The sequence below is a fragment of the Thalassospira sp. SM2505 genome (assembly GCF_054901115.1).
The window spans coordinates 21,414-42,500 of record NZ_JBUBLU010000002.1; the positions used below are offsets into that span (position 1 = coordinate 21,414).

The 21,087-nt window shown below is 50.7% G+C and carries 16 protein-coding genes; 8 read left to right on the forward strand and 8 right to left on the reverse strand.

Translation table 11 applies throughout. The features are described from left to right. The first annotated feature begins 26 nt into the window (after window positions 1-26). The 8 genes from ACTU44_RS21855 to ACTU44_RS21890 are packed head-to-tail and all read left to right on the forward strand — an operon-like array spanning window position 27 to window position 9,690. Window positions 27-2,486: a VirB4 family type IV secretion system protein gene (locus ACTU44_RS21855; RefSeq protein WP_462097448.1), complete on the forward strand. Its 2,460-nt coding sequence runs from the start codon at window positions 27-29 to the stop codon at window positions 2,484-2,486. Next, a complete protein-coding gene (locus tag ACTU44_RS21860; RefSeq protein WP_462097449.1) occupies window positions 2,479-2,709 on the forward strand; it encodes a hypothetical protein in 231 nt (76 codons plus the stop codon). Before ACTU44_RS21855 ends, ACTU44_RS21860 begins: the two co-directional genes overlap by 8 nt. A gap of 2 nt (window positions 2,710-2,711) precedes the next feature. Then, window positions 2,712-3,494 carry a hypothetical protein gene (locus ACTU44_RS21865; RefSeq protein WP_462097450.1) on the forward strand — a complete coding sequence of 261 codons (783 nt, stop codon included), beginning with the start codon at window positions 2,712-2,714 and terminating at the stop codon, window positions 3,492-3,494. Then, complete coding sequence (locus ACTU44_RS21870) at window positions 3,484-4,605, forward strand: TrbG/VirB9 family P-type conjugative transfer protein (RefSeq protein WP_462097451.1); 1,122 nt, start codon at window positions 3,484-3,486, stop codon at window positions 4,603-4,605. Before ACTU44_RS21865 ends, ACTU44_RS21870 begins: the two co-directional genes overlap by 11 nt. Window position 4,606: 1 nt before the next feature. Further along, the gene (locus ACTU44_RS21875; RefSeq protein WP_462097452.1) at window positions 4,607-5,953 is read left to right on the forward strand and encodes a TraB/TrbI/VirB10 family type IV secretion system protein; all 1,347 of its coding nucleotides are present in this window, start codon (window positions 4,607-4,609) and stop codon (window positions 5,951-5,953) included. Window positions 5,954-5,960: 7 nt separating this feature from the next. Further along, window positions 5,961-8,126, forward strand: a complete 2,166-nt coding sequence (locus ACTU44_RS21880) for a hypothetical protein (protein ID WP_462097453.1) — start codon at window positions 5,961-5,963, stop codon at window positions 8,124-8,126. Between the two features lies 1 nt (window position 8,127). Continuing rightward, window positions 8,128-9,345 (forward strand): ATPase, T2SS/T4P/T4SS family, encoded by a 1,218-nt coding sequence (locus ACTU44_RS21885; protein ID WP_462097454.1) that lies wholly within the window; start codon window positions 8,128-8,130, stop codon window positions 9,343-9,345. Window positions 9,346-9,354: 9 nt separating this feature from the next. Then, entirely contained in the window at window positions 9,355-9,690 is a 336-nt protein-coding gene (locus ACTU44_RS21890; protein ID WP_462097455.1) for a hypothetical protein, read from the forward strand. A 335-nt stretch (window positions 9,691-10,025) separates the two neighbouring features. Here the strand turns inward: ACTU44_RS21890 and ACTU44_RS21895 are convergent, their stop codons facing one another. The 8 genes from ACTU44_RS21895 to ACTU44_RS21930 all read right to left on the reverse strand — a co-directional run bounded on the left by ACTU44_RS21895 (window position 10,026) and on the right by ACTU44_RS21930 (window position 20,465). Continuing rightward, window positions 10,026-10,724, reverse strand: coding sequence for a hypothetical protein (locus ACTU44_RS21895; protein WP_462097456.1), 699 nt, complete (start codon window positions 10,722-10,724; stop codon window positions 10,026-10,028). A 7-nt stretch (window positions 10,725-10,731) separates the two neighbouring features. After that, window positions 10,732-15,363, reverse strand: a complete 4,632-nt coding sequence (locus tag ACTU44_RS21900; RefSeq protein WP_462097457.1) for a MobA/MobL family protein — start codon at window positions 15,361-15,363, stop codon at window positions 10,732-10,734. A 658-nt stretch (window positions 15,364-16,021) separates the two neighbouring features. Beyond that, entirely contained in the window at window positions 16,022-16,759 is a 738-nt protein-coding gene (locus tag ACTU44_RS21905; protein WP_462097458.1) for a hypothetical protein, read from the reverse strand. Window positions 16,760-16,811: 52 nt separating this feature from the next. After that, on the reverse strand, window positions 16,812-17,399 hold the full coding sequence (locus ACTU44_RS21910; RefSeq protein WP_462097459.1) for a hypothetical protein: 588 nt from the start codon (window positions 17,397-17,399) through the stop codon (window positions 16,812-16,814). A gap of 5 nt (window positions 17,400-17,404) precedes the next feature. After that, a complete protein-coding gene (locus ACTU44_RS21915; protein WP_462097460.1) occupies window positions 17,405-17,647 on the reverse strand; it encodes a hypothetical protein in 243 nt (80 codons plus the stop codon). Between the two features lie 448 nt (window positions 17,648-18,095). Next, window positions 18,096-18,485, reverse strand: a complete 390-nt coding sequence (locus tag ACTU44_RS21920; protein ID WP_462097461.1) for a hypothetical protein — start codon at window positions 18,483-18,485, stop codon at window positions 18,096-18,098. A 63-nt stretch (window positions 18,486-18,548) separates the two neighbouring features. Further along, window positions 18,549-19,928, reverse strand: coding sequence for a DUF4942 domain-containing protein (locus ACTU44_RS21925; RefSeq protein ID WP_462097462.1), 1,380 nt, complete (start codon window positions 19,926-19,928; stop codon window positions 18,549-18,551). A gap of 42 nt (window positions 19,929-19,970) precedes the next feature. Next, complete coding sequence (locus ACTU44_RS21930; RefSeq protein ID WP_462097463.1) at window positions 19,971-20,465, reverse strand: J domain-containing protein; 495 nt, start codon at window positions 20,463-20,465, stop codon at window positions 19,971-19,973. Window positions 20,466-21,087: the final 622 nt, after the last annotated feature.

Below are 21,087 nucleotides of genomic sequence, written 5' to 3' on the forward strand. Positions count from 1 at the left end.
CGGCAAGCAAAAGGGATTAGACTTTTATGTTCCTTGATCCAGCAACTATCTCGGTGATGATCAAATACGGTGCTATGGCGATCCCGACTGCCGGAGCATTATTTCTTGCCTCACATGTCCAGCGCCCCATCTATCGCCCGTCCTTGCAGGCGGCAATGAACTTTGGTGAATTTATAGTCAAGAAGAACAGCGCAGGTGAGGTGCGTTCAGTATATCATCGGTCGCCCAAAGGATCGATGATGCGCATATTTCGCATTCGCGGATGTGATTATTCCGAAACCGGCCACATAGAGCGCAAAGCCATCAGATCAACCCGCAAGCGTTTTCTCGAAGCGTGCGGTGAGAACAATGTAAAAGTTAAATTTATTACGAAGCGTCGTGATTTGGATGACGCAGCGGCAAACCGGGCATCTGTATCACCCCTTGTAGACGAAATCGAACGCCGGTTTAATGCGCAGTTTTCAGATCTTTCTATCAAAAAATACTACGTCTGCCTCGAAGTCGATAAAGACAATCGTGACTCTCGCGATAAGTTGGACAAAGCAGTTACGTCACTGAAATCAACCTTTAAGACATATGGTCTTGAAGAACTTTCACATGATCCTGATCAATCTGAGCATGCAGAATTTTATGCTGATTTAATCAACCCCGGAACCAATCAGCGTGTTCGCGGAAAAGAAGGCAACTTTTACAAAGCGGTTGCATCAACAAGCTACGGTTTTACTGAACAGACCGGAGTTATTCGCTTCTGGCGCAATACCCGTGAAAGCTATGGAGCCTTTGTTGTTATCAATGAGTGGGAAGGTCACGGAGATGACCGCATTATTGATGCAATTGTGTCTCTCCCATACGAGATAACAGTCAATCACATATGCCTTCCTCTAGACAAAAAAACCAGCCGGTCACGGGCCAAGACAGCGGAAATGCTGGATTTGGAAAGATTGGGCAGCGCGGACGCCATTGCTTCACACAAGAAGTACCAAAGACATTTCGAAACAAACGCGAACGACCCGCGTTGCATGGTGTTTCAACAGCTATTTATATTTGTTCATAGCCAAACCAAAGAAGAACTGGAAGCAGCGACAGACGCTATTGTATCGAAGCTCAACGTGGCCTTCGAAATTAAGTCTTCTACATTGTCCGGCTGCACCCGAGAAGCCTACCTGAACTTCTTTCCGGGTAACTACATGGCAATCCGTCAAGAACGGGTTGATAGCAAACAGGTGGCAACGCTCACCCCGTTTGAAGGGGCGCATAGTGGGTTCACAAAGTCACGTTGGGGTAGTCATATTCAAATCTATCCTGCGGCGCGTGGCACAGGAAAGGTTCATGTAACCTTTCATGAGAACCAACGCAGTCTGGCGGCGAATTGGGCAATTCTTGGAAAGACCGGCGCGGGTAAAACGGTGCTGGCATCCCATCTGATTTTAAGCACGCTGGCCGCTCACGAAAATATCATGATTCTGTTCGTGACTAGGCGTATGGGGGGATATCCGGCCGTCAAAGCGGCGGGCGGTAAATTTCTGTCTCTCAACCATGAAGATCCGAACGCGCTTAAACTCAATCCGTTCGACGGGAAATTAACCCCCGAAAAGAAAAAGAGAATTACGCGCTGGCTCCGGTTGGTGGGGGGGCGAAGTGCATTCAATGACAGTACACATGATGACGCAGCCGAACAGGCAATCGAGCATGTGTTACGAACCTTGTCCCGTGCGCAAGATCCTGCCGACATGGAACTGCGTCGCCTTGACACGATGTACCCCACACACTTGCAGGGACTTGGCGAGTTTAGCCAGCGTATTCGGCCATTCGCAGAAGGTGAAAGCTATCAACATCTTTTTAACGGCGAACGCGATGATTTGGCAAGCCAGCTAAATGGAAACGCCCGCTTCTTTGCCTTGGATAGTCATGGACTTGTGGAAGACGACATTGCGTCGGCTCCCGTATTTTTCCATGTCCTAACAACGCTGGAAGCGGCTGCGGCGGAGCAAGGTCGGCCCTGGATGGTGGTCTTCGATGAGGCTCCGGCCTTGCTCCGCAACCGGTTCGTAAAAGAACTAATCAAAGAACTGGCTGTAGAAATTCGCAAAACCTTCGGCGCAATCGGGATGCTGTTCCAGCAACCAGCTCAAGTAAAAGAGGCTGGTTTGGTTGAAATGCTGAACACGCAGTTCATGACCAAGTTCTATTTCAAATCAGTAAAAACAGATCCGAATGTTCTTCGGGATGATTTCAATCTGCCGGAAAGAGCAGTGCAAATGATCACGGGTTCCGACACTGACGATTACGACGTGGTGATGCAGAAAGATGCCTTTACCACAGCGTTCAATGTCAACCTTCGGTGCTTGGGTGATCATATCGAATTACTGAACTCCGATCAGGATGCAAGCCAAGCTTTGCTGCGATTGGAGAAAATACACGGCGATCAGGCAATGCAGAAATATTTGGAACTTAAAGGAAAATACGAGGGGATTGCTTATGCCTAAAAAAACCATCGCCGTAATTGCCTCTTTGATGACGTTAGCGGCCTGCACTGGTCCCCGTGAAGCAGCCGTGGGCGTGGGGAACGGTCGCAATCAATACAAGGTGTCTCCTTGTGCAACCTCTTTTGCTGAATCGGATAACCGCTATTGGTCTATTCAGCGCGTCGGGTGCAAATCGTTGCCACTCGAAAAAACAAACTTCGATGACTGGTTAAATGAGGCTTGATTATGAAATTGTTCAAGCTCAAGCCCAAAAAGGAAAAGAAGTCGAGTGCAGCGAAGGCATTTAAAGCCGACATCGAGCATGAGGAAGACCCAAAAGACCGCGAAGTCTATGAGGTCCATTCGGTGCTGCCCGGATCGCCTTATACCAAGCAAGGCCGGTTCGTAATCTTCTTGTTTGGCCTCGTCGCTCTGCTGTCAGCTTACAATGGTGTCCAGTCCTACGAGAACAGCGTTCTGGCGCGAAACCAGACCCGCGTTGCAACAAGTATTGTCCAGATATCTCCCGCATCCAAGCAGGTCATCACGCTTCGACAAACAGAGGATTTGGACGTAAAGGAAGCTGGCATTGCAACCTATCTGCCAGTCTGGTTACGCCACGCCCGCGAGTTTGCCGGAACGCTGGAAGAACAGACTCGTCGCGTTCAATCCAACAAAAAGGTGAAATGCGCGTCTCCGTTGTTCTGGCTCACTGACCGAACCTTTTATAACAGCGTTACCCGTGACATGAACAAACGCTATCCGGCTTTCCGTAACGAGTATGGGGAAGGCGCGATAGTACGGCTGGAAATCGGGGATAACACACCGCAAAAGCTCAGTGACAAAGGCGGTTGGTACTATCTCGACTTCGTAGAAGTCTGGGAAGATCCCCGCCATCAGGAAATCTTACGCAAACCGCGCAGGGTGCAGGCCCGCATCGCTTTCGAAGATCTCGAAATGCCCAAATGCGGCGTAGATCAAAACCCCGTGGGACTTGTCGTCAAAGAGGCATATTTCAATGATCGCTAATTCACGGGTGATGTTGAGCATCACCATTGTTGCACTGTGCGTTGCTTGTATGTCAGTGGCGCGTGCGCAGACCGAAGACGAACAAATCCGGGCCAATTTGAACAATGATGCCCAAATCCTGACCGATGCAGATATCACCGGAGAAACCGCAGATTTGTCCGGTGTGATGCTTGACATGAAGTCGATTCAAGAGGCGTGGCAGCAACCCGACTGCCTGGACGCGCTTGGTAAGCCTCGCAAAGATTACGGTGCTTGCGCGTTAGGCCAAGGGCAATCTCGTCCCGGCTTTGTTGCCTATCATTGGGAAGCTGGCGCCCAAATGAAGATCTACATGCGTCCGCGCTTTCTAACCGTAATTCGCTGGCCGGAAGGCGTCGAACTGTTGGACCCGCTTGTTGGTGACAACGTAAATTTCGAAGCCACCAAAGACGCTGAACTCGGCAATATTATTTGGGTCAAATCGAGAAGCTACAATATCGACACGGACCTTAAGGTCCGCGACAGCGCCGGGCATATCTATTCATTCATTCTGCTTAGCATGCCCGAAGACAATCCGAAGCTGACAGCGACCGAAGTAGCCATTTTCCCGCAGAAATCATTGATCGAGCAAATGCAGGCGACCAAGGCCGTCCATGAGAGGAATGTTGAGTCCAACCCGAGTGCTGCCACAGAAGCCAAAGCACCAGCCAAGGATGTGAACCCTCTGACATCCGCTGTTGATGTGGAAGATCGGAAGACCCGTGCCGATTATTTGCGGAACTTGAACTACAATTTTTCGGAATCGTTGTGTGATCGCGATGCCTTTGACATCAAGGTTCCTGACGAAATATCGGCACAAGAACTTGCGCCGGAACATGTCTGTACCGATGGCAAATTCACAATCTTTGATTATGGAGATCGATCCGACACGATCAAACGCGCACCGACATTCCAGGTCATTGATGATGTGGATGTCAACATACCGAACTATAAATGGACCGGGAAAAACTCGCAGCTTCTTATCGTCGAAGTGACCGGCGATTTCTCGATGATCGTTGGTGAAATGTATGTCTGCTTCTTCACCAAAAATCGTAAGCCCGTCCCATCCATGGTGACGATAGGCGGGGTATAAGATGAAGAAGCGGTATATTATAGCGGCGCTGTCTTTGTTTCTGGTCGCCTGCGATGCATCTGATCAGAAACAAGACAATTCCAAAGTTGAAGACAACAGTGGGCCACCAATCAACGACGAAATTGTAGATTTCAATGTTGATCTGGAATTAGCCAATCGTAACGCCGAAGAAAACGCACCACCGGCCAAGATCGAAGAAGTTATGCCAGATCCCGAACCTGGCATGCTCGCGGTGTCACAGTCATCTCTTGATCTTGGACTAGCCGATCAGAACGGAAAATCGGATGAATACAGCCTTATCGTGCAGAACATCGGTGAAATGCCGGTCAGGCTGTTTTCAGTCCGGACAGACAGTAAGAGCGTGACGCTCAAAAATGACTGCCCTCCGGAACTTGCCGCCAGTGACACTTGCACAGTCAAACTTAGCATGCACACCGATGTTGCATTTGAAAACCTCGACGACCGTCTGACAATCGATAGCGATGCCGAAAATGGATCGGTTGTGGTTCCTCTTAGTGGAGCTGTCTTTGCGACATTAGAGGAAGAACCTGAAACCGAAGAAGGTCCGTCGATGGCGTCTCTTATCGAGGCCGAAAGACGTAAACGTTTGGCAGAAGCAAAGAACCGATCTTTCACGCAACTTAATGTTGGCTTCGGATCTGTCATGCAAGTATCGGACCCTGTTAAACCCCCTGTCGAGTACGTGGCGGAAGATCCAGATTACAGGGCACTAGAAGACATTACAGAGGTCGTTAGCACTTTTCCGGTAAACAACTGCCGGATTATGCCAGATGGCACTCGGATTAACGCCTCGCTTGATACGACCATCCTGACGGAACAAGAGGGGTCTGTTCGAGCGATTGTGCTGCAAAATATTGTTTCATCTTGCGGAAACATTCTTGTGCCTGCCGGTTCGGAGATTCTTGGTACAAGTTTTCAATCCGAGAATACCGAACAGTCCCGCGCAATGGTCGCGTGGTATCGCATCCGTCGTGCTAAAGATAATGCATCGATTAAGTTTGAAGGTATGGCCGCAGACATGTCCGGACGTCCGGGCATTCCGGGCGTGGTATATACCCGCACGCTTGAAAAGTACGGCCTGACTGGTGCCTTGATCGGTCTATCTGCTCTCGTCTCGTTCTTGACGCCTGTTGATGATGACCAGGCGAGCGCCGCAGTCAGTGACGCGACCAACAAGCTTGGTCAGCTTTCCGCACAAACACTTGAACAGAATATGGATATCAAACCCATCGTGGAAGCACGCAAGGGCGCGATTATCCAAGTTGTCGCGCATATGCAAGACATCTATTTCCCTGAACCAATCCCCTTGAAAGTGGCAGAACAATGAGGTTGTCATGAAAAACATAATCTTAAAAATCATGATCTCGGTAGGGCTATTGGCCCTGTCATGTGCAGTCGCCACGGCTCAAGACACGGCCGGTACAGGTCAAAACACAACAGAAGAAAAAACCTCGGATAGCTCGTCTTCCGGCATCGTGACGGTGAGCCTCATTGATCAAATCAATGCCGAGAACCAGAAAGTCATCAAGCAAAAAGTCGCCGCCAGCCTGAATGATGTGGTGAAAATCGGTGATACGAACAAGCGAATTGTCGAGTTCGACCGTTTGCGTCTTGAAGGTGTGCTTGATGCAAAGCAGGCGATGGATACCCATGTCGGCAAAGCGCAGTGGAAATCCCTTGCGTTAGACATCGAGGACGGCAGTGTTAAACGCAAGTTCCTATCATCACCTCTTGAGAGCGAGGTGAAATTCAAAGGGACACTAGAGCCGGGACACAACTATTCCGCCACCGGCAACATTACCAGCCTGATTGCCGATGCCAAAGAGCTGCTTGGCGAGGAAGTGGAAAAGGTTGCCGAAGAAGTGGAAGAAGCGTTGGAAGGGTCCGGAGATGGCCAAACGCTCGGAGCTTCCGGTTCGTCGGGTCAAAATGACGGTTATGATCCGGGTGGACTTTCAATATATGAACCGGATAAAACCCCGGAAATCACGCCGGATACGGTCTATGGCACGACGACTGACGGATGCGAAGTGAGACTGAGTGATGACCTCACTACTGTCTATGAACAATCAAAAACAACAGAAGACGGCACCCCAGTAGGAAACTGTGCTGATAGCGGGCGGTCCTTCACAGTAAACTTTTCAGAAGATTCCTGCCCGCTTGAATACGAAGCTGGCGCGGAGTTCGCCAACATTCTGTTTAAGGCATTCTATATCAAGGATGCCGAAACTCGCTATCTTCAAAAGGATGGAAAAGACTGCTTCCGCCATTTGGATAAGAAATACGCGGTCAGCTACAATGAAACGGCTTGCCCGGACAATCCGGCTGTATCACCAGACAGCGATACCGGACAGGTCATGGTTCGCGGTGAACCTTTTGCGACGCGCACAAGTGGAGAATATGTCCGCTTGGCACAATGCGCCGATGTTGAGGAAGTGGACATTACGTGGATCACGGACGATTGCGGAATCTCGGATGACTGGACCACTGAAAAATCATATCAGAAGCAGAAAGCCGTCTACACCTATAAAGATCGCCAATATCCGGCGTTGGGTTGCGTAACACGCAATTCTGTTAGCTACGATATGGAAAAGGTAGATGCCAACTGCCCGGTTACCAAAGTTGGTTCCGGGGCGGACGCAGCAATCATCAAAGCATATGACTATGTGATTTATGTCGATGGTGAGCAAAAACTACGACAAAGCTGCCGCGCAGATACGACATCTGTGCCAGTTATCTACAATAAAGCAGCCTGTATAGGGACATTCATTCATGATGAAGATCTGTCATATGGAACGGTGAAACTGCAATTCGAGGATCCCGACACCGAACAATTGCGCGATTTGGGCCAATGTGAACGTAATCTGGACGAAAAGTACGAACACAAGATCCAAACTATTGATTGGCGTCCGGTCGATGACGAGCTGATCGCATATCCGATGCGTGAAACCTATATTGATACGAACGTGGGCCATCGTACCGTCAAGACAGAAGAAAGCGATGTGCCAGATCCATATGTGTTCGTAAAAACGGGAAGCGAACTCAGCGGAACAATTTTCTATGAAGGATGTCGTCGGTATCAGGATTCAGGTATCTGGGACACGTATTCGCGCCCAAACAACAGCACATATAAGCGTTTGGTAGAAGCGGGCGCACCACTAGATGAAGGAGACAGATGCCAGCCCATAGTGACGTGGGACGAAGAAAACCCCTCATTAAGCCGCGGCGCAGTGATCGTCGGCAAAAATGGTACGGATTGGACATTCAGTTGCAGGGTGTATCGCAGCGAAGTTGCCACTAGGGACACAGTACGAGAGGATGGGGTGATTATGTCCTCTGAATCCCAAACAGGGCAAATATACCAACACAGCCACACGGCGTACAACTCAAACACCGGTCAAGGCGTTACTGCGTGTGGTTGGCAAGGGACGTGGGCCGCATATCCATCCGAAATTACCAACTCGCAAAAAGCGAGCCTTGAGGCCGGTTGGGGATGGTAGAATGAATCATATAATTCACCCCGAACAGACGGTAATTCGACGTGAAATGCGTCTGATCGATCAGATTACATTTAGACCGATCAGACCTTTCTTGGACGATCACAAGCGGTATCCGGATCTGCAAGAACTTAATATTAACAAGGAAGGGCAAGTAATCTTGCAATTCCGCGATGGTAGAAAAGAGTTCCTTGATGTGCCGGGCATCACTCAGCAATGGGCGGAAGATGTGTGCCAACAGTTGGCATCCCTGCACGGGTTGCCGTACATGGAAGGTCATAGAACTATCTCGTGCCGGCTAACCGGGGGTCACCGCTGTACGGCGGTGACCGGCCAGGAAACCGTTGCATCAGGGATTATGTTTTCTATTCGCGTTAAGCGGCACTTTAAGGCAACCCCTGAAAAATTCGGCTTAACTCCGGATCAGATCGAGACACTTCACAAAGCAGTAAAGGAAGGATGGAATATTATTATTTCGGGGGCGACCGCCACCGGAAAAACGACGTTCCTGAACATGCTTCTCGATTGGGTTCCCCTCGATGTCCGTCTGTTCCTGGTTCAAGATGCCCCGGAACTGACAGCACCGCATGCCGATCAGGTTGAAATATACATCCCTCGCCATGAACACGCTCGGGGTAGGCGCATGGGTGCGGCCGAAGTTATGGACGTATCCATTCGCGCCAATCCGGGCCAAGTCGTGAATGGTGAGTTGTCGATATCTAACGCACCTTTCACGCTCTTTCTCGCTAATGAGGGGCACAAAGGCATGAAATGGACCATGCATGCCAACAACCCTCTTGAATGCCTTGAGGGCTACAAAACTCGAATGGCGTTGGGCGGTCATCCGACTTCCGGCGTTGTCGCACAGCTTGTCCGGAACATTGATCTGATCATCCAGATTGAAAACCACGAAGGCAGACGCTTTGTGTCTCACATGGTCCGTCCGGACGAACTGCCGTGGCATATGCTTGAGGGTGAAGCAACAGAACTGCCGCCGCTAGGATCTGGTTTTGTGATGCCCAGGACAGCACCACCAACCGTTGCGGCCAGCCAGTTTCATTTTCGAAATTATGTGCGTGCGCAACGGGCACAATTCAGAACCTATCGTCAGAACGTTGAAACCAATCTTGGTGTGCTGGACCCGCTGGAACGGGCAGAACATGCAGCCCATTCTTTTGAAAAAGGGCTTTCGACTGTCGGCATGTCAATGTCATCGATGTGAGGAAGTGAGATGCTTACAGCCCTAGTCGTCCCGTCCTACCGGATCTTTAAACTGTTTTTGTTGATTTTCTTGCTGTTGGCAATGAATGAGTACCTTAATCAGCAAGGAGCAACGACCGTCGAAGAAGCGTTTGACATTATTCTTGCAATGCCGCTGGAAATGTTAAGGTCCATTATCATAGATACCGTGAAAATGGCACTGTGGCCGCTTCTACCGTTTGGTCTAATCCTTCACGGACTAATTGTTGTTGCTCTGGAATATCTCGATGACAGAATGCCTAGATGGTCCGAGAAGATCCGAGCTTATGTCGAGGAAAAGAATTTTTCGAAACCTGATACTGAATAACAACGTAGCCCGGTAAGGGACACGGCAAACAGAAAACCCGCGTTGCACTGTCAACGCGGGTTTTTTGTACGTGTGGCAACCTACCACATATCGAACCGGTCGGAGCTGACGGACCACAAGATATTGAGGAATCCGGCATAGTCAGAAACGTCTATGCACCCGGCCTCAAGGCGGCATCGGGTGGATATCGGATCGATCATAGACAGAAACAACTATGCCAGCTGTACCGGCCTGCATAGATAAGGCTGTCTATGGTCCCTGGGAGCATAGTTAGAACTGACTATGAGATCTGCGAGCATTTTGAGCTGGCCGACATAGATACAATTATCTATGCTTCAGCGAACAATTAGCGGGCAGCGAACCGCGCCGTCACGCCCGGCCTGATAGATGCATTTGGATAACAAATTGGCGTTGTCACGGGTTACCTTCGCGACAGCGGGCCATTCTATCGGGTTTGGAGTGCCAATAGCCGCAAAACCGACCCCGTAGGCCACCCCAACAAGCAAGATGGTGTAGACGGCCGATTTTCCCCATCTGGCGAACTTCTTTCCACTGCTCCGACTGGATGAAGATTGCCCGGATTTTTTTTCAATACGTTTTATTGCAGCCTCGATGTCTGCCAATGTCTGTTGAGTGGCTTTCGTATCTCCTTGAGATTGTACCGCATCCAAGGTTGTTTTTCGCAGCTCGGCAAACTGGTTTTCCATCGCAACCGCGAAAGCTGGCTTTCCGATGACTGTTGCTAGTTGCTCATAAAGAGCTTTGGTATTGGTCTTGATGCTTTCCAGCACTTCATCGATGTCATTGCGGCCAGCTCGCTTATTTACATCCTCAAGGATCGTGACCAACAGACTTTCCACGGCGCTCAATTCATCTGAATTAGGGCCAGGTGTTGGGACATGCGATTTAGCCGGCAACTCGGCATCGTCCTCGATAATAACCCCGTCTTCATCGTGACGAATGGGGCCGCTATCATCCTCGGGATATGCCGGGGGGATATCGTCTTGGTCAAAATCGTTGTCATTATTTACCATCTTTACCTCAATGTTTGATGCCGCGTGACGGCTTCTGTGATGGTCCGTGTTTTTGATCGTTGCTTTGCGGCTTGCGCGTTAGGTCGCGCTTGGCGCTATCAATTTTTTGTTTCTCTCTGATCTGCTTGGCAAGGGCCTCTGCCTTGCTGTTCGCCCGAACGGCATCTTTGTTCTGCTCAAGAGACTGCCGCGCACGTTCAACACGGGCACGCAAAGCGGGATCTTCAATGCGCTGAACAAGCTGCTTTGTTCTGGTCGAAGCCTTTTCCTCTTTTTGGCGTTTTTGCGCTTCTGCTTTCTGATTAGCAATCTGTGCGGCTTTTTCCGACCGCTTGGCGTGAGAATTGGAATGCCTATCCAAACGGGCGTCATCGATCCGCAACCGTTCTTTCCATTCCGGCCGCACTTGCAGAACGGGCCGAATTTCTGAGGCCAGTTGGTCGCGTTCGCGTATAACTTTCGATGTCTCTTTATAGCCCGGTGCTTCACGAATATCGATCTTCTCGCGCTTGGCCCAATCAACTAATGTCGCCCATGAACGACCAGCGTTGGCTCGCAAATCAACATACTGCCGGGCCTTTTCATAATATTGCCGCTCCTGGATCGACATGTCTTTGGCGAAGGTGCGATCTTCATGCCGTTGTTTGGCATCGAATGCAGCACGCACCGGCACGTTATTTTCAGCCAGATGCTTTGCATGTGTGCGTAGATCCTCTGTGATCGCAGCACCGTGCTTGTCAGCAATGGCAGGATCTTGCGTCCGCATTGTCTTGAATGCAGTCACATTCTCACGCGCGACGTGATGGCGGGCATGACGTTCCAGCTTGTCAGCGTTTACCTTTTCGGCTTCCACCCATTTTTGGTGCGCGAGTGGATCTTGATTAATGTCATATGCTACGCGGTCCCTCAAAGCTTCCAGATGCCGGAATTGTTCTGGATTGGTTTCGTGAAGCCTGTTCCCGAAAGCCTGTCCAACTGCGCCTGACACAGCGCGATACTCGCGAACGCGGTTGAAAGCCACGCGGGCATTATCAGAAAGGTTAAATTGTGTACGTTGGCGCTCGGCTTCCCGAGCGAAACGATAAACCGCCCTGCCCTCAATACCGGCATCCTTGATCAATGGATAAGCCCGCTTGTCTTTGGCAAGTGCCGGTGCAACTGCCGCTGCCCGGTCTAGTTTTCCTGCTTCAATGGCCTCTTTAAACTGTCGCACCCGGTTCTGACGGTTATGCGTCAAGGCTGCATCGATAATCTTATCTGATCTGACATCGATGTCGCCAGCAATGGAACGCCAATCGACATTATGGCGCTCCGCACGTTCAACTACTGACGCGGCCAACATATCCCTTTCTGAACGGGCCAATGTAAAATCATTATAGTGCTGACTGTCTGACCAGCGTTCCAAACGGTTTGATTTTACATCTTGAAGCACAGCTTGCAGATAAGCATTCGCCCGAACGTTCGCCTCTGCATAGCCCAAGAGATCGACGGCTATTGACCTGTCATCGCCGCTGGCTGTCTTGATATACTCAGCCCGCTTATGTCCGCGATCATAAGCCGCACTTTGATCTTCTATAGCTTTCCAGGATACCGGCAAAGTTTGCGCGTCTCCTGCATCTGCCCCACCACGCTTAGGCCCGGTGTAACGTAGGAACGGACGATAGGTGTCCTTGTCGAGCGAGATCCGCGCGGCCATCTCGTTTCGGCGGGCCTGCAATACCTGATAATCTGTATATCGTTCATGGTCAGAAACGGCAGGAGTAGCCGCTTTCATCTCACGATATAGCTCCTGTGTCTCTCGATGCAATTTCCCGAAACTGATCATGACATCGCGGGCTTTGGCCTCGGCTTCTGTCAGACGCGGTTCTCGCCTGCCTGCTACAATTTCAAGAGTATCAGATGTAAGTCCGGCACGATTGATCAGGCTATCGTGAACTCGTCGATTATCGAGAATGTCTTTGGCAACCTGCGCATGCTCTTTACGCAGTTCATCCACTTGTTCCCAAGCCTTCGCGATCTGCTCTCGGTGATCTTTGCCGTAAACACTGTCGATCCGTTGCCAATGACGGATGCGTTCTTGAACCGCCCGCACTTGGGTTCCGATCTGGCCGAAACGTTCCACGCGCATTTGCGCCGCAAGGCGATCCGGAGAAATACTAAAATCAACGATCATGTCTTTGTCAGAAACCCGGCGTGCGGATTTGACAAATTCGACATATTCGGAAAACTCAGTTTTGGACAGATAGATATTGGCGTCCAGCCTGTGGCGCGTCAAAGCAACATGCGTTTCGGCCGCACGCATAAAATCACTGCCAACCACCAGTGTCTTGTTGACGGTTTGCCCCTGCGATTTATGCAGCGTCACAGCATACGCGGGTGACAACTCGTTATATTGTTCCGGGGTGAACTGGACCCGTCGCCCGTCATCTGTCTGGACAACAATACTCTGTTCGGAAATGCTCTCAACGATCCCGCGCGTACCATTATTGACCCCGGCCCGGTCACCCTCAATAGTGCTGACCTTCCAACCTTTACGGTCATTTTCCATAAAGACGACACGCATGTCTTTTGCCAAAGAAAGGGATGGTGCGCTCTCAAGATAGACGGTTTCACCTATATCACCACGCGACTGTAGTCGTTCAATGATAGCCGTATTCAGGGCATTCACTTCATCGTTGGTAAAGGCCAGAACCATGCTTGAGTTATAGTCGTCGATCTTAATGTAATCATCGGCAACACGGGCAATCAGACTTTCCCGATTTTCTAAGAAATGTACTCGTCCGTGCTTGTGATATGCGTCGAGCCCGTCACCCGTCCGATATTCACCAAGCTGGATAGCTGCATCACGTTGCCATTCGATTTTTTGACGGCGGTTTTCGAGTAGTTCGGCAACGTCATAACGGTCTGCCATTGCACGGAACGGCGCACCCGCACCAATAGACCCGATCTGCTTGAAGTCACCAATCTTGATTACCTTGGCACCCGCGCGGTGCGCATCCGTCAACAGCACATCAACGTCGCGCATTGACACCTGACCAGCTTCGTCAAAGAACACAACGTCGCCGGTTTTCAGAACATTCTTCTGCCGGAAATGAATCTCCCGCTGCGCTGCTTTACGTTCGTGAGGCGTTTGCGCATTGGCAGCACGTTGCATAGCTGCATCAAGCATTTGCCGGTTCGTAATGTAACTGGCAAGGGTCTGGTTTTCTATGCCAGCTTCGATCCCCAAATTTTCGGCGGCGATCCCGGCTACCGCCATACCAATAACTTTCCGGCCCTCCTCCTGGTACTGTGCAGCTACAGGTTTAACAACTGTCGTTTTACCCGTGCCAGCCCGACCAAGAGTAATAACCAAATCGCTATTTGATGCCATGTGCCGGATAGCGTGTTTCTGTTCGTCGCTATAAGGAATACCGGGGGCAATTCCTTGCGCGATCCGAGCTTCCAGCGCGTCACTATTAATCGAAACCTTATGGCTCTTGTTTAAGATATCTGCGGTGTCGAAAACACGTTTCTCAAGGGTAATGTAACTGGTGGATGAATACCTTGCATCGCCATCAGTCCCTTGCCCGATATGCATTGTGGAAACATGCGACAAGACAGCATTAACAATCTCGCTATGTGCTTGCGCATCATCCATAGCGAAGCGTTTAAACACTTCATTATGAAGATGCCGCGCGGTCCATACACCGTATTTTGTATCGAGTATTTTGCCAATCTCAGAGACATTTTCAGCCAACTTGCTTGCATTATCACGGGCAATATCACGGTTAGCAGTAACGCGCTCCGAAACCTCGCCACGGGTATCAATCTGCCGCGCACGGAAGCCTTCATGAATTGTAGGTTCCACATCAACGCCAAGATCGGCATAGGAACGGTGATCGATCCGCGCAGACAAGCCCAAACGCTGCAATTCAGAATTCGCGACACGCGCCCACGCTGCCCGTGTTTCGTTCAAGAATTCCTTTTTCTGCCAATCCCTGTTTTTTGCACCAAAGCCCCCTGCCTCAAGGTTCCGCATTGTCGTCATGACATGAAAATGAGGATTTCCCTCCTTCCAATGTACGGCAAGATCCGCGACCATCCCTTTAGCAACAAGTTCCTCCATGACAAACTTACGAGCGAGGGAAACGCCCTGCTCTTTCGAAAGTTCCACAGGTATGGATGCTTCGATCTCGAACGCAGTTTGCGCGGACGAAATTGCATCTACCCGCGCACGGTTACTAGCAGTCACCACGTCGTCGTATGACTGCTTCAAGAACTGTATTTCTCGATCACGCACCGAGCTAAACTGCTTTTGTTGCGCATCAGATAGCAGGTCAATCTTCGCTTGAAGTCTTTGTGCTGTACGACTTTCAACACCGCGATACCGAAGATCTATGCGTCGATCTTCGTCTTTCTCAACGGCGTTCCAAAGCGCCTGACCGTCATTCTTTTTTGCAATTTTCTGCAAAAATTCCGGGGCATTATCGGGCGCAAAAATTTCGTGATGCAAAACTTCACTCTTGTTTGAGTAGTTTTGCGACCTTCCAAGCCTTTCATCTTCGTAATGCGCCCCAGCACGGTACGCGGCCGAGAAGACCGAAGACCGTCCCGCAGATCGGGAAATGACTTGCTGGTGAAGATGATAAATCGCCATGCCGTGAGTATATCGCAGTCGGCACGACCGCGCAAGCGCAACGCGCATAAGTGCGCACTAAGAAAATTGTGGTCTAAAGCCCTCAATTGTCACCGTGACTATGGCTTGGGCTTTAGACCACTTCAAGAAGTGGTCTGCCGCCACAATCCACCGAAAAGAGGAAAGTGTGAGGGGCGGAATGGCAGATAATTGTTGCTGGTATTTGATCACAAGTTCGTCATAGCAATTAGCATCAACAGTGCATAAAAGCCCGTCGCACTTAGCGCGCGGACAGATGGCGTTTCCATATCGCACTCTATGTCCGCGCGCGGTCCTCTTTCGGTGGATTGTGGCTTGAAGGCAGCCACTTCTTAATAAAACTGGATGATGGTGTAAGGAGCGCAGCGAGTGTAACCATCATCACCGCATATTGAGCGCGGGACTGGCGAAGCCAGGACCAAGCCAATATAACTTATCGGGAAAGTCTTTTCCCGATACCGTTTTGCGCCGTCCGGGATCGGGCGGCGCAAAACTTTCTACGGAAAGGCATCGTTCCAAACGAATTAAAGGCCCGTTCACTTTCAAATATGAACGGGCCTTGTTGACGTTTGAGAACTAAATTTGAATGTCCGACGTTGTTCAATATCTATGATAAGTTGTGAAGAAATCAGTCATCGGATCAAGCCGCGAACAGATCGTATTGAATTCGATTTTCACCGATGGCGTGCGCGTACCATTGATCGGCCATTGCTCTAGCGATGCCGGGGAAGAATTTACTTCGTTGCTTCCATCGATCAGGGCCGGGGCTGGCACGATGGATCTTTGACCATTCTTTATGTTCAGCCGTTCCGGATTTTGGCGGTGTCAGTTTGTTGGTTGGCACAAGGTCCGGCAATCCATCCAGATAAAGGCCGGTTGCTTTAAATACGGGATCGCCAAACCACCACGGTTGAACCGTCTGTGATGCTTCACGATAGTTGCGTATACGCTGCTTTGCATGCTTGTGCATTACCGGATTTTCGACGGCTTTGTATTTGATAGGAGCGTTCCAAAGATCGGAAAACAACGCACACCCTCTATCGAGTTCAGCCCACATGAACGCCCGCCGCTCATCAACGGACATCGCCAGATAGGCCATACGCTGATCAAGAGTGTAGTTAGACCCGCTCAACTTGGAAGGCGGTTCGATAAGCCACCGAACACCGCTATTGCATAACCGCGTACAGGGCGGATGAAACACTGCAAGAAAATCCCATCCGTCGTGAAGGTGATCGCGAATATCGCCAATGATGTGCCTATTAGTCGGCGTGTCACTTGGCAGCAAGTCGCATGACCATGCCTCTACACCGGGTTTTTCATTGAACGCATCGCGCACAATACCGGAAGATTCACACCCTATTAAAACTCTGAATGTCATGCGCTAAACACCTATCCGTATCCGTGTTTTATGTTGTCGAATGGATGCCTATTCAGAAGGCAAAGCCCATCTGTCCGTTGGTTTTGGTGCGAACCGGCACGCCCTGAAAATCCGGATTGCTCTGCGTTACAAAATCCGGCAATGATCGCTTGTTGCGATAATCGTTTTCGATATCAACAAGCCCCTCTTTGTCCGCATAGGCGCAGAAGATAGAAACCGCTGTTTCTTCAACACTCAACGGCGGATAATCGTGATAGTGGTGAAAGCGATAACCCGTTTCAGAAATGAAGGGCATTCCAAAATCAACAACGTAAAATGAAAATCCTCTGCACGAATCAAGCGGGCACGTAAACTTTACCAAGGCTCGGCCATGTGGTGTATCAATGAGAAAAACACCGTTCTGCCCCCAATGCGGGATTTGTCCGGGTTTGGCTGCAAGTTCTTGGGCAAAAACCGTGCCTGAACCGTTATCACTGAAACATGCAAACCGGCCTCGGTCGCCGTTCGTTGCTTCGATAAGTGCATCATATGCATCACTGGCAATTTTAAACGCACCAGCATCGTTTGCGCGAATTGCAGCGTTAAAAGCAAGTGAAATGGTGTTGGCTTTGCTGATATCGTTGGCTGTTACGTTGTGCATTTCAATTAACCTTTATCTTTATTATTGTTGGAGTGGTGACGAACAAGCGCGAGAAACCAGCGATCCGGATCAGATAGAAATTCGTCATATTCCGCTAATTGCTCGCGCATGGTATCTCGGTCGTCGTCGGTGTAGATGTTCCACTCATTCCTGCGCGCCAATTCGTAGTCGTCTGCTACTTTATCTCTGGCGTGAACTATCGCTGTATGCAGAAGATCACGAAGACCAGTAGGCGTTAGAGTTGACATAAAACCTCTCCTTAATTTCTAGGCTTCAAAAAACATTCATGTTTTTTGGAGACGCCCTCCGGGCGACGGACGGGGGATGGAACACAAGGGCAAAAACCGGCTAAGTGGTGCGGGCGCAGCGACCGCAGGGAGTGAGCCACGGTTAGCCGGTTTTTGTTTATCTTGACCCTTGTGTGGAATGGGGGCAGCGCCCCCAAACCTCCCCCTGTAAGGGGGCCGGGGGGTTAATGCGGGCTTTGCCCGCTGGCGCGGCATCGCGCCAAGCAACCGGCGTCAAGCCGTCTTTGTGGTGGACATCGATTTAAGCCGGCATTGCGTGAACCGTTACCCGAAAGGGCGGAAACCGGCTTGCCGGGTTCCGTGTAGGTTGGCCGGGGTCTGCTCCTGGGCGATAGCCCAAGAGTGGGCCGCGGCCTACCGGAATAGAGTGAACGCCTATCCGCGCCCGTTATGTGCCCCTGTCGGCCTGCCCGAAACCATCCAGTTGCCCGCGTTCGTAAAGGTTCATGAAACCAGCGAATTGAACAGCTTTACCGGGAAACCATTGATGATTATTCCAGTATTCCCGCAACTTTTTACGTTCATCGGCTGGCAACCTGAACAATCGGGCGCGAGCTTGCCGCCAAACCTTTGCTTCAAAATCCCGATGTGATTGCGATGTGATATTCCATCGCCGGGCACGGTTTTCCATTTCTTCGTCAATTGATGGCTGCTGTTCTCTAACGAGTTCGGCAAGCAACGGCAAAGCTTGCTGTTCCCTGATTTGCCGCCGTTTTGCAGCGGCGCGTTTGCGGTCGGTAACATCAAAGGTAAATCTTACATTTCGATCAAAACGCATGGCGTAAACTCCGACGATGAAACATGAAAGAAAAGGACGGCGGGCGGGTCGCCCGCCCTGCCCTTACTTCGGTTTCCTCAAGGTTAGGGTGACGGTGTTAACGTTGGTGCCGCTCTCGCGGAACGATCCCGCGGGCAAGGATTGGAACGGATCGCGATATTCCCCGCCCCTAATTTTCTGCACCCATGCTTGAAACTTCTTGTGCTTTGCCGTCTCGCCAACTTCGGCGGTAACGGGCAGGATCGCGACGAGCTGACCACCCGGCTTTAGCCATTCAAAGGCAGCTAGAACATGGTCCATCCAGTGCAAGCCATAGAAAGGCGGGTTCATGACGATGCCCGCATATATTGGCATCGGGTGAAGGCTCAGAAAGTTGGCCCGCTGCGCATCGACGCCTTGAATGTTTTTCAGGATCGAATAACGGCCTTCGTCAATCTCAACGGCGGTAATCGTCCGATCTGGGAAGCGGTTTTTCATAGCATGAACCAGAGCGCCGTCGCCCGCGCTTGGTTCAAGTAATGGCCCATCCGGCAACCAACCAAACAAGATTCTTTCGACAACGTTTTCCGCAGTTTTCTGCGAGGTGCGATAGAAAGCGAGGTCTTTGCTAACCGCCGTGGACCGGGAACGGAATAAATCGTCTTCCTCTTTCTCGACGCCATCGGGCAATACATCGCCGTAATAGTCGCGCAAAGCCTTATTGATCTTGGCGACCAGTTCCGGGCTTTTGAACCACAGGTGAAGATTGCCATTCATGAAGGTACGAATCTTGAAAAATTCGCTGTCGGTGAAAGACTGCTGTACCGAACCGTTTTCGCGGTCTTCCTCAAGGGAAGCGTGAAGGCCGGTAAAATCGCTTGGTGTTTCCATCAATAGAGCGCAAATGCGCTCTATATCTTGGAAAAACTCGCGCTTGCGGTAACATACATACCCGTATTCGCTGTAATAATTTGTGATCACAACGCGGCTTTTGACCTTGAAAACATCATGCGATTTAAAGCGTTTATCGAGGTTCGAAAAGACATTAGCCAAACCTTCAACAAAAGTGTTATTGCGGTTCAACCAAAGGCTTTCAAAGGTCGCCAGCACATTGTTTAGATCGGCAACCGGGGGATCGGTTTCGAGGTCTTTACGCCATTCCTCGCGCTGCGTGGCGTTCATGAGTTCAAGCAGGCCGGTTGTTTTAATCAGATGTTCCCAAATGCCGGAATCGATCATGCGCCGCGCTTCTTTTATGGCGTCGTCCTTGTAAATGGCGGTTTTGATATTATCGATATTCCGGTAATCCCGCCCAACATAACCGCCGAAGGTATTAACGGCGGTTCTGCAACCTTCTTGAGCTTTCAAATACTGGTCCAGGTTGTCGGCAAAGCTGTTAATAGCGGCTTCGCGTTTCGCGCAAATCTGGTGAATGTTGTCACGTACAGCGATATCAAAAGACATGGAAAAACCTCGGATAATATGAATTTTCGGAATGTTGGGGGATCAGGCAGCGATAACGCGCTGCCCGGTGCCCTTGACTGTTTCGCTGCCGTGCGTGGCGCGGATCTCGTCAATCGAATATTCTTTACGGTTGCGGCGACCCTTCCAGTCGTCCGGGCGGAAATACCACATCCGTTTTTTAGTAGCCCAACGGAAGGCGGCGGCTTTAAGGGCCTCTTTGTGGGTTTTGGTGTCTCCACCAACCCAAACCCAAGCGCCACAAATTTCAATTTCCAGCCCGGCTAAATTGATGATCGCGTTAAGCGCATCATTCAGCATGTCGGGATAGTTGCCCTGCCCGTTTGCGTCCTGTTCAATGTTGCCTGTGTAATTCTTGAGGGCATCAAATGCCGCGTTAACGGCTTTCATCATTTCCGCCCCGGCCGGGTTCACATCGGGATGATATTTCTTGGCGGCTTCGCGATATGCGAGTTTCACGGCTTCCGGGGTAATTTCACCAGTCAGTGAAAGGATTTTTGCGGCGTCAAAAGGTGTCATTGATCTGATCCCCTAATTTCTAGGCTTCAAAAAACATTTATGTTTTTTGGAGACGCCCTCCGGGCGACGGACGGGGGATGGAACACAAGGGCAAAAACCGGCTAAGTGGTGCGGGCGCAGCGACCGCAGGGAGTGAGCCACGGTTAGCCGGTTTTTGTTTATCTTGACCCTTGTGTGGAATGGGGGCAGCGCCCCCCAAACCTCCCCCTGTAAGGGGGCCGGGGGGTTAATGCGGGCTTTGCCCGCTGGCGCGGCATCGCGCCAAGCAACCGGCGTCAAGCCGTCTTTATGGTGGACATCGATCTAAACCGGCAAGGCAAGCCGTTACCCGAAAGGGCGGAAACCGGCTTGCCGGGTTCCGTGTAGGTTGGCCGGGGTCTGCTCCTGGGCGATAGCCCAAGAGCGGGCGGCGGTCTACCGGAATAGAGCGCAGCCAGAAGATAACGTTAGATCGATCTATCCTGCCATAACCTACCACATATCGAAGCGGTCGGAGCTGACGGACCACAAGATATTGAGGAATCCGGCATAGTCAGAAACGTCTATGCACCCGGCCTCAAGGCGGCATCGGGTGGATATCGGATCGATCATAGACAGAAACAACTATGCCAGCTGTACCGGC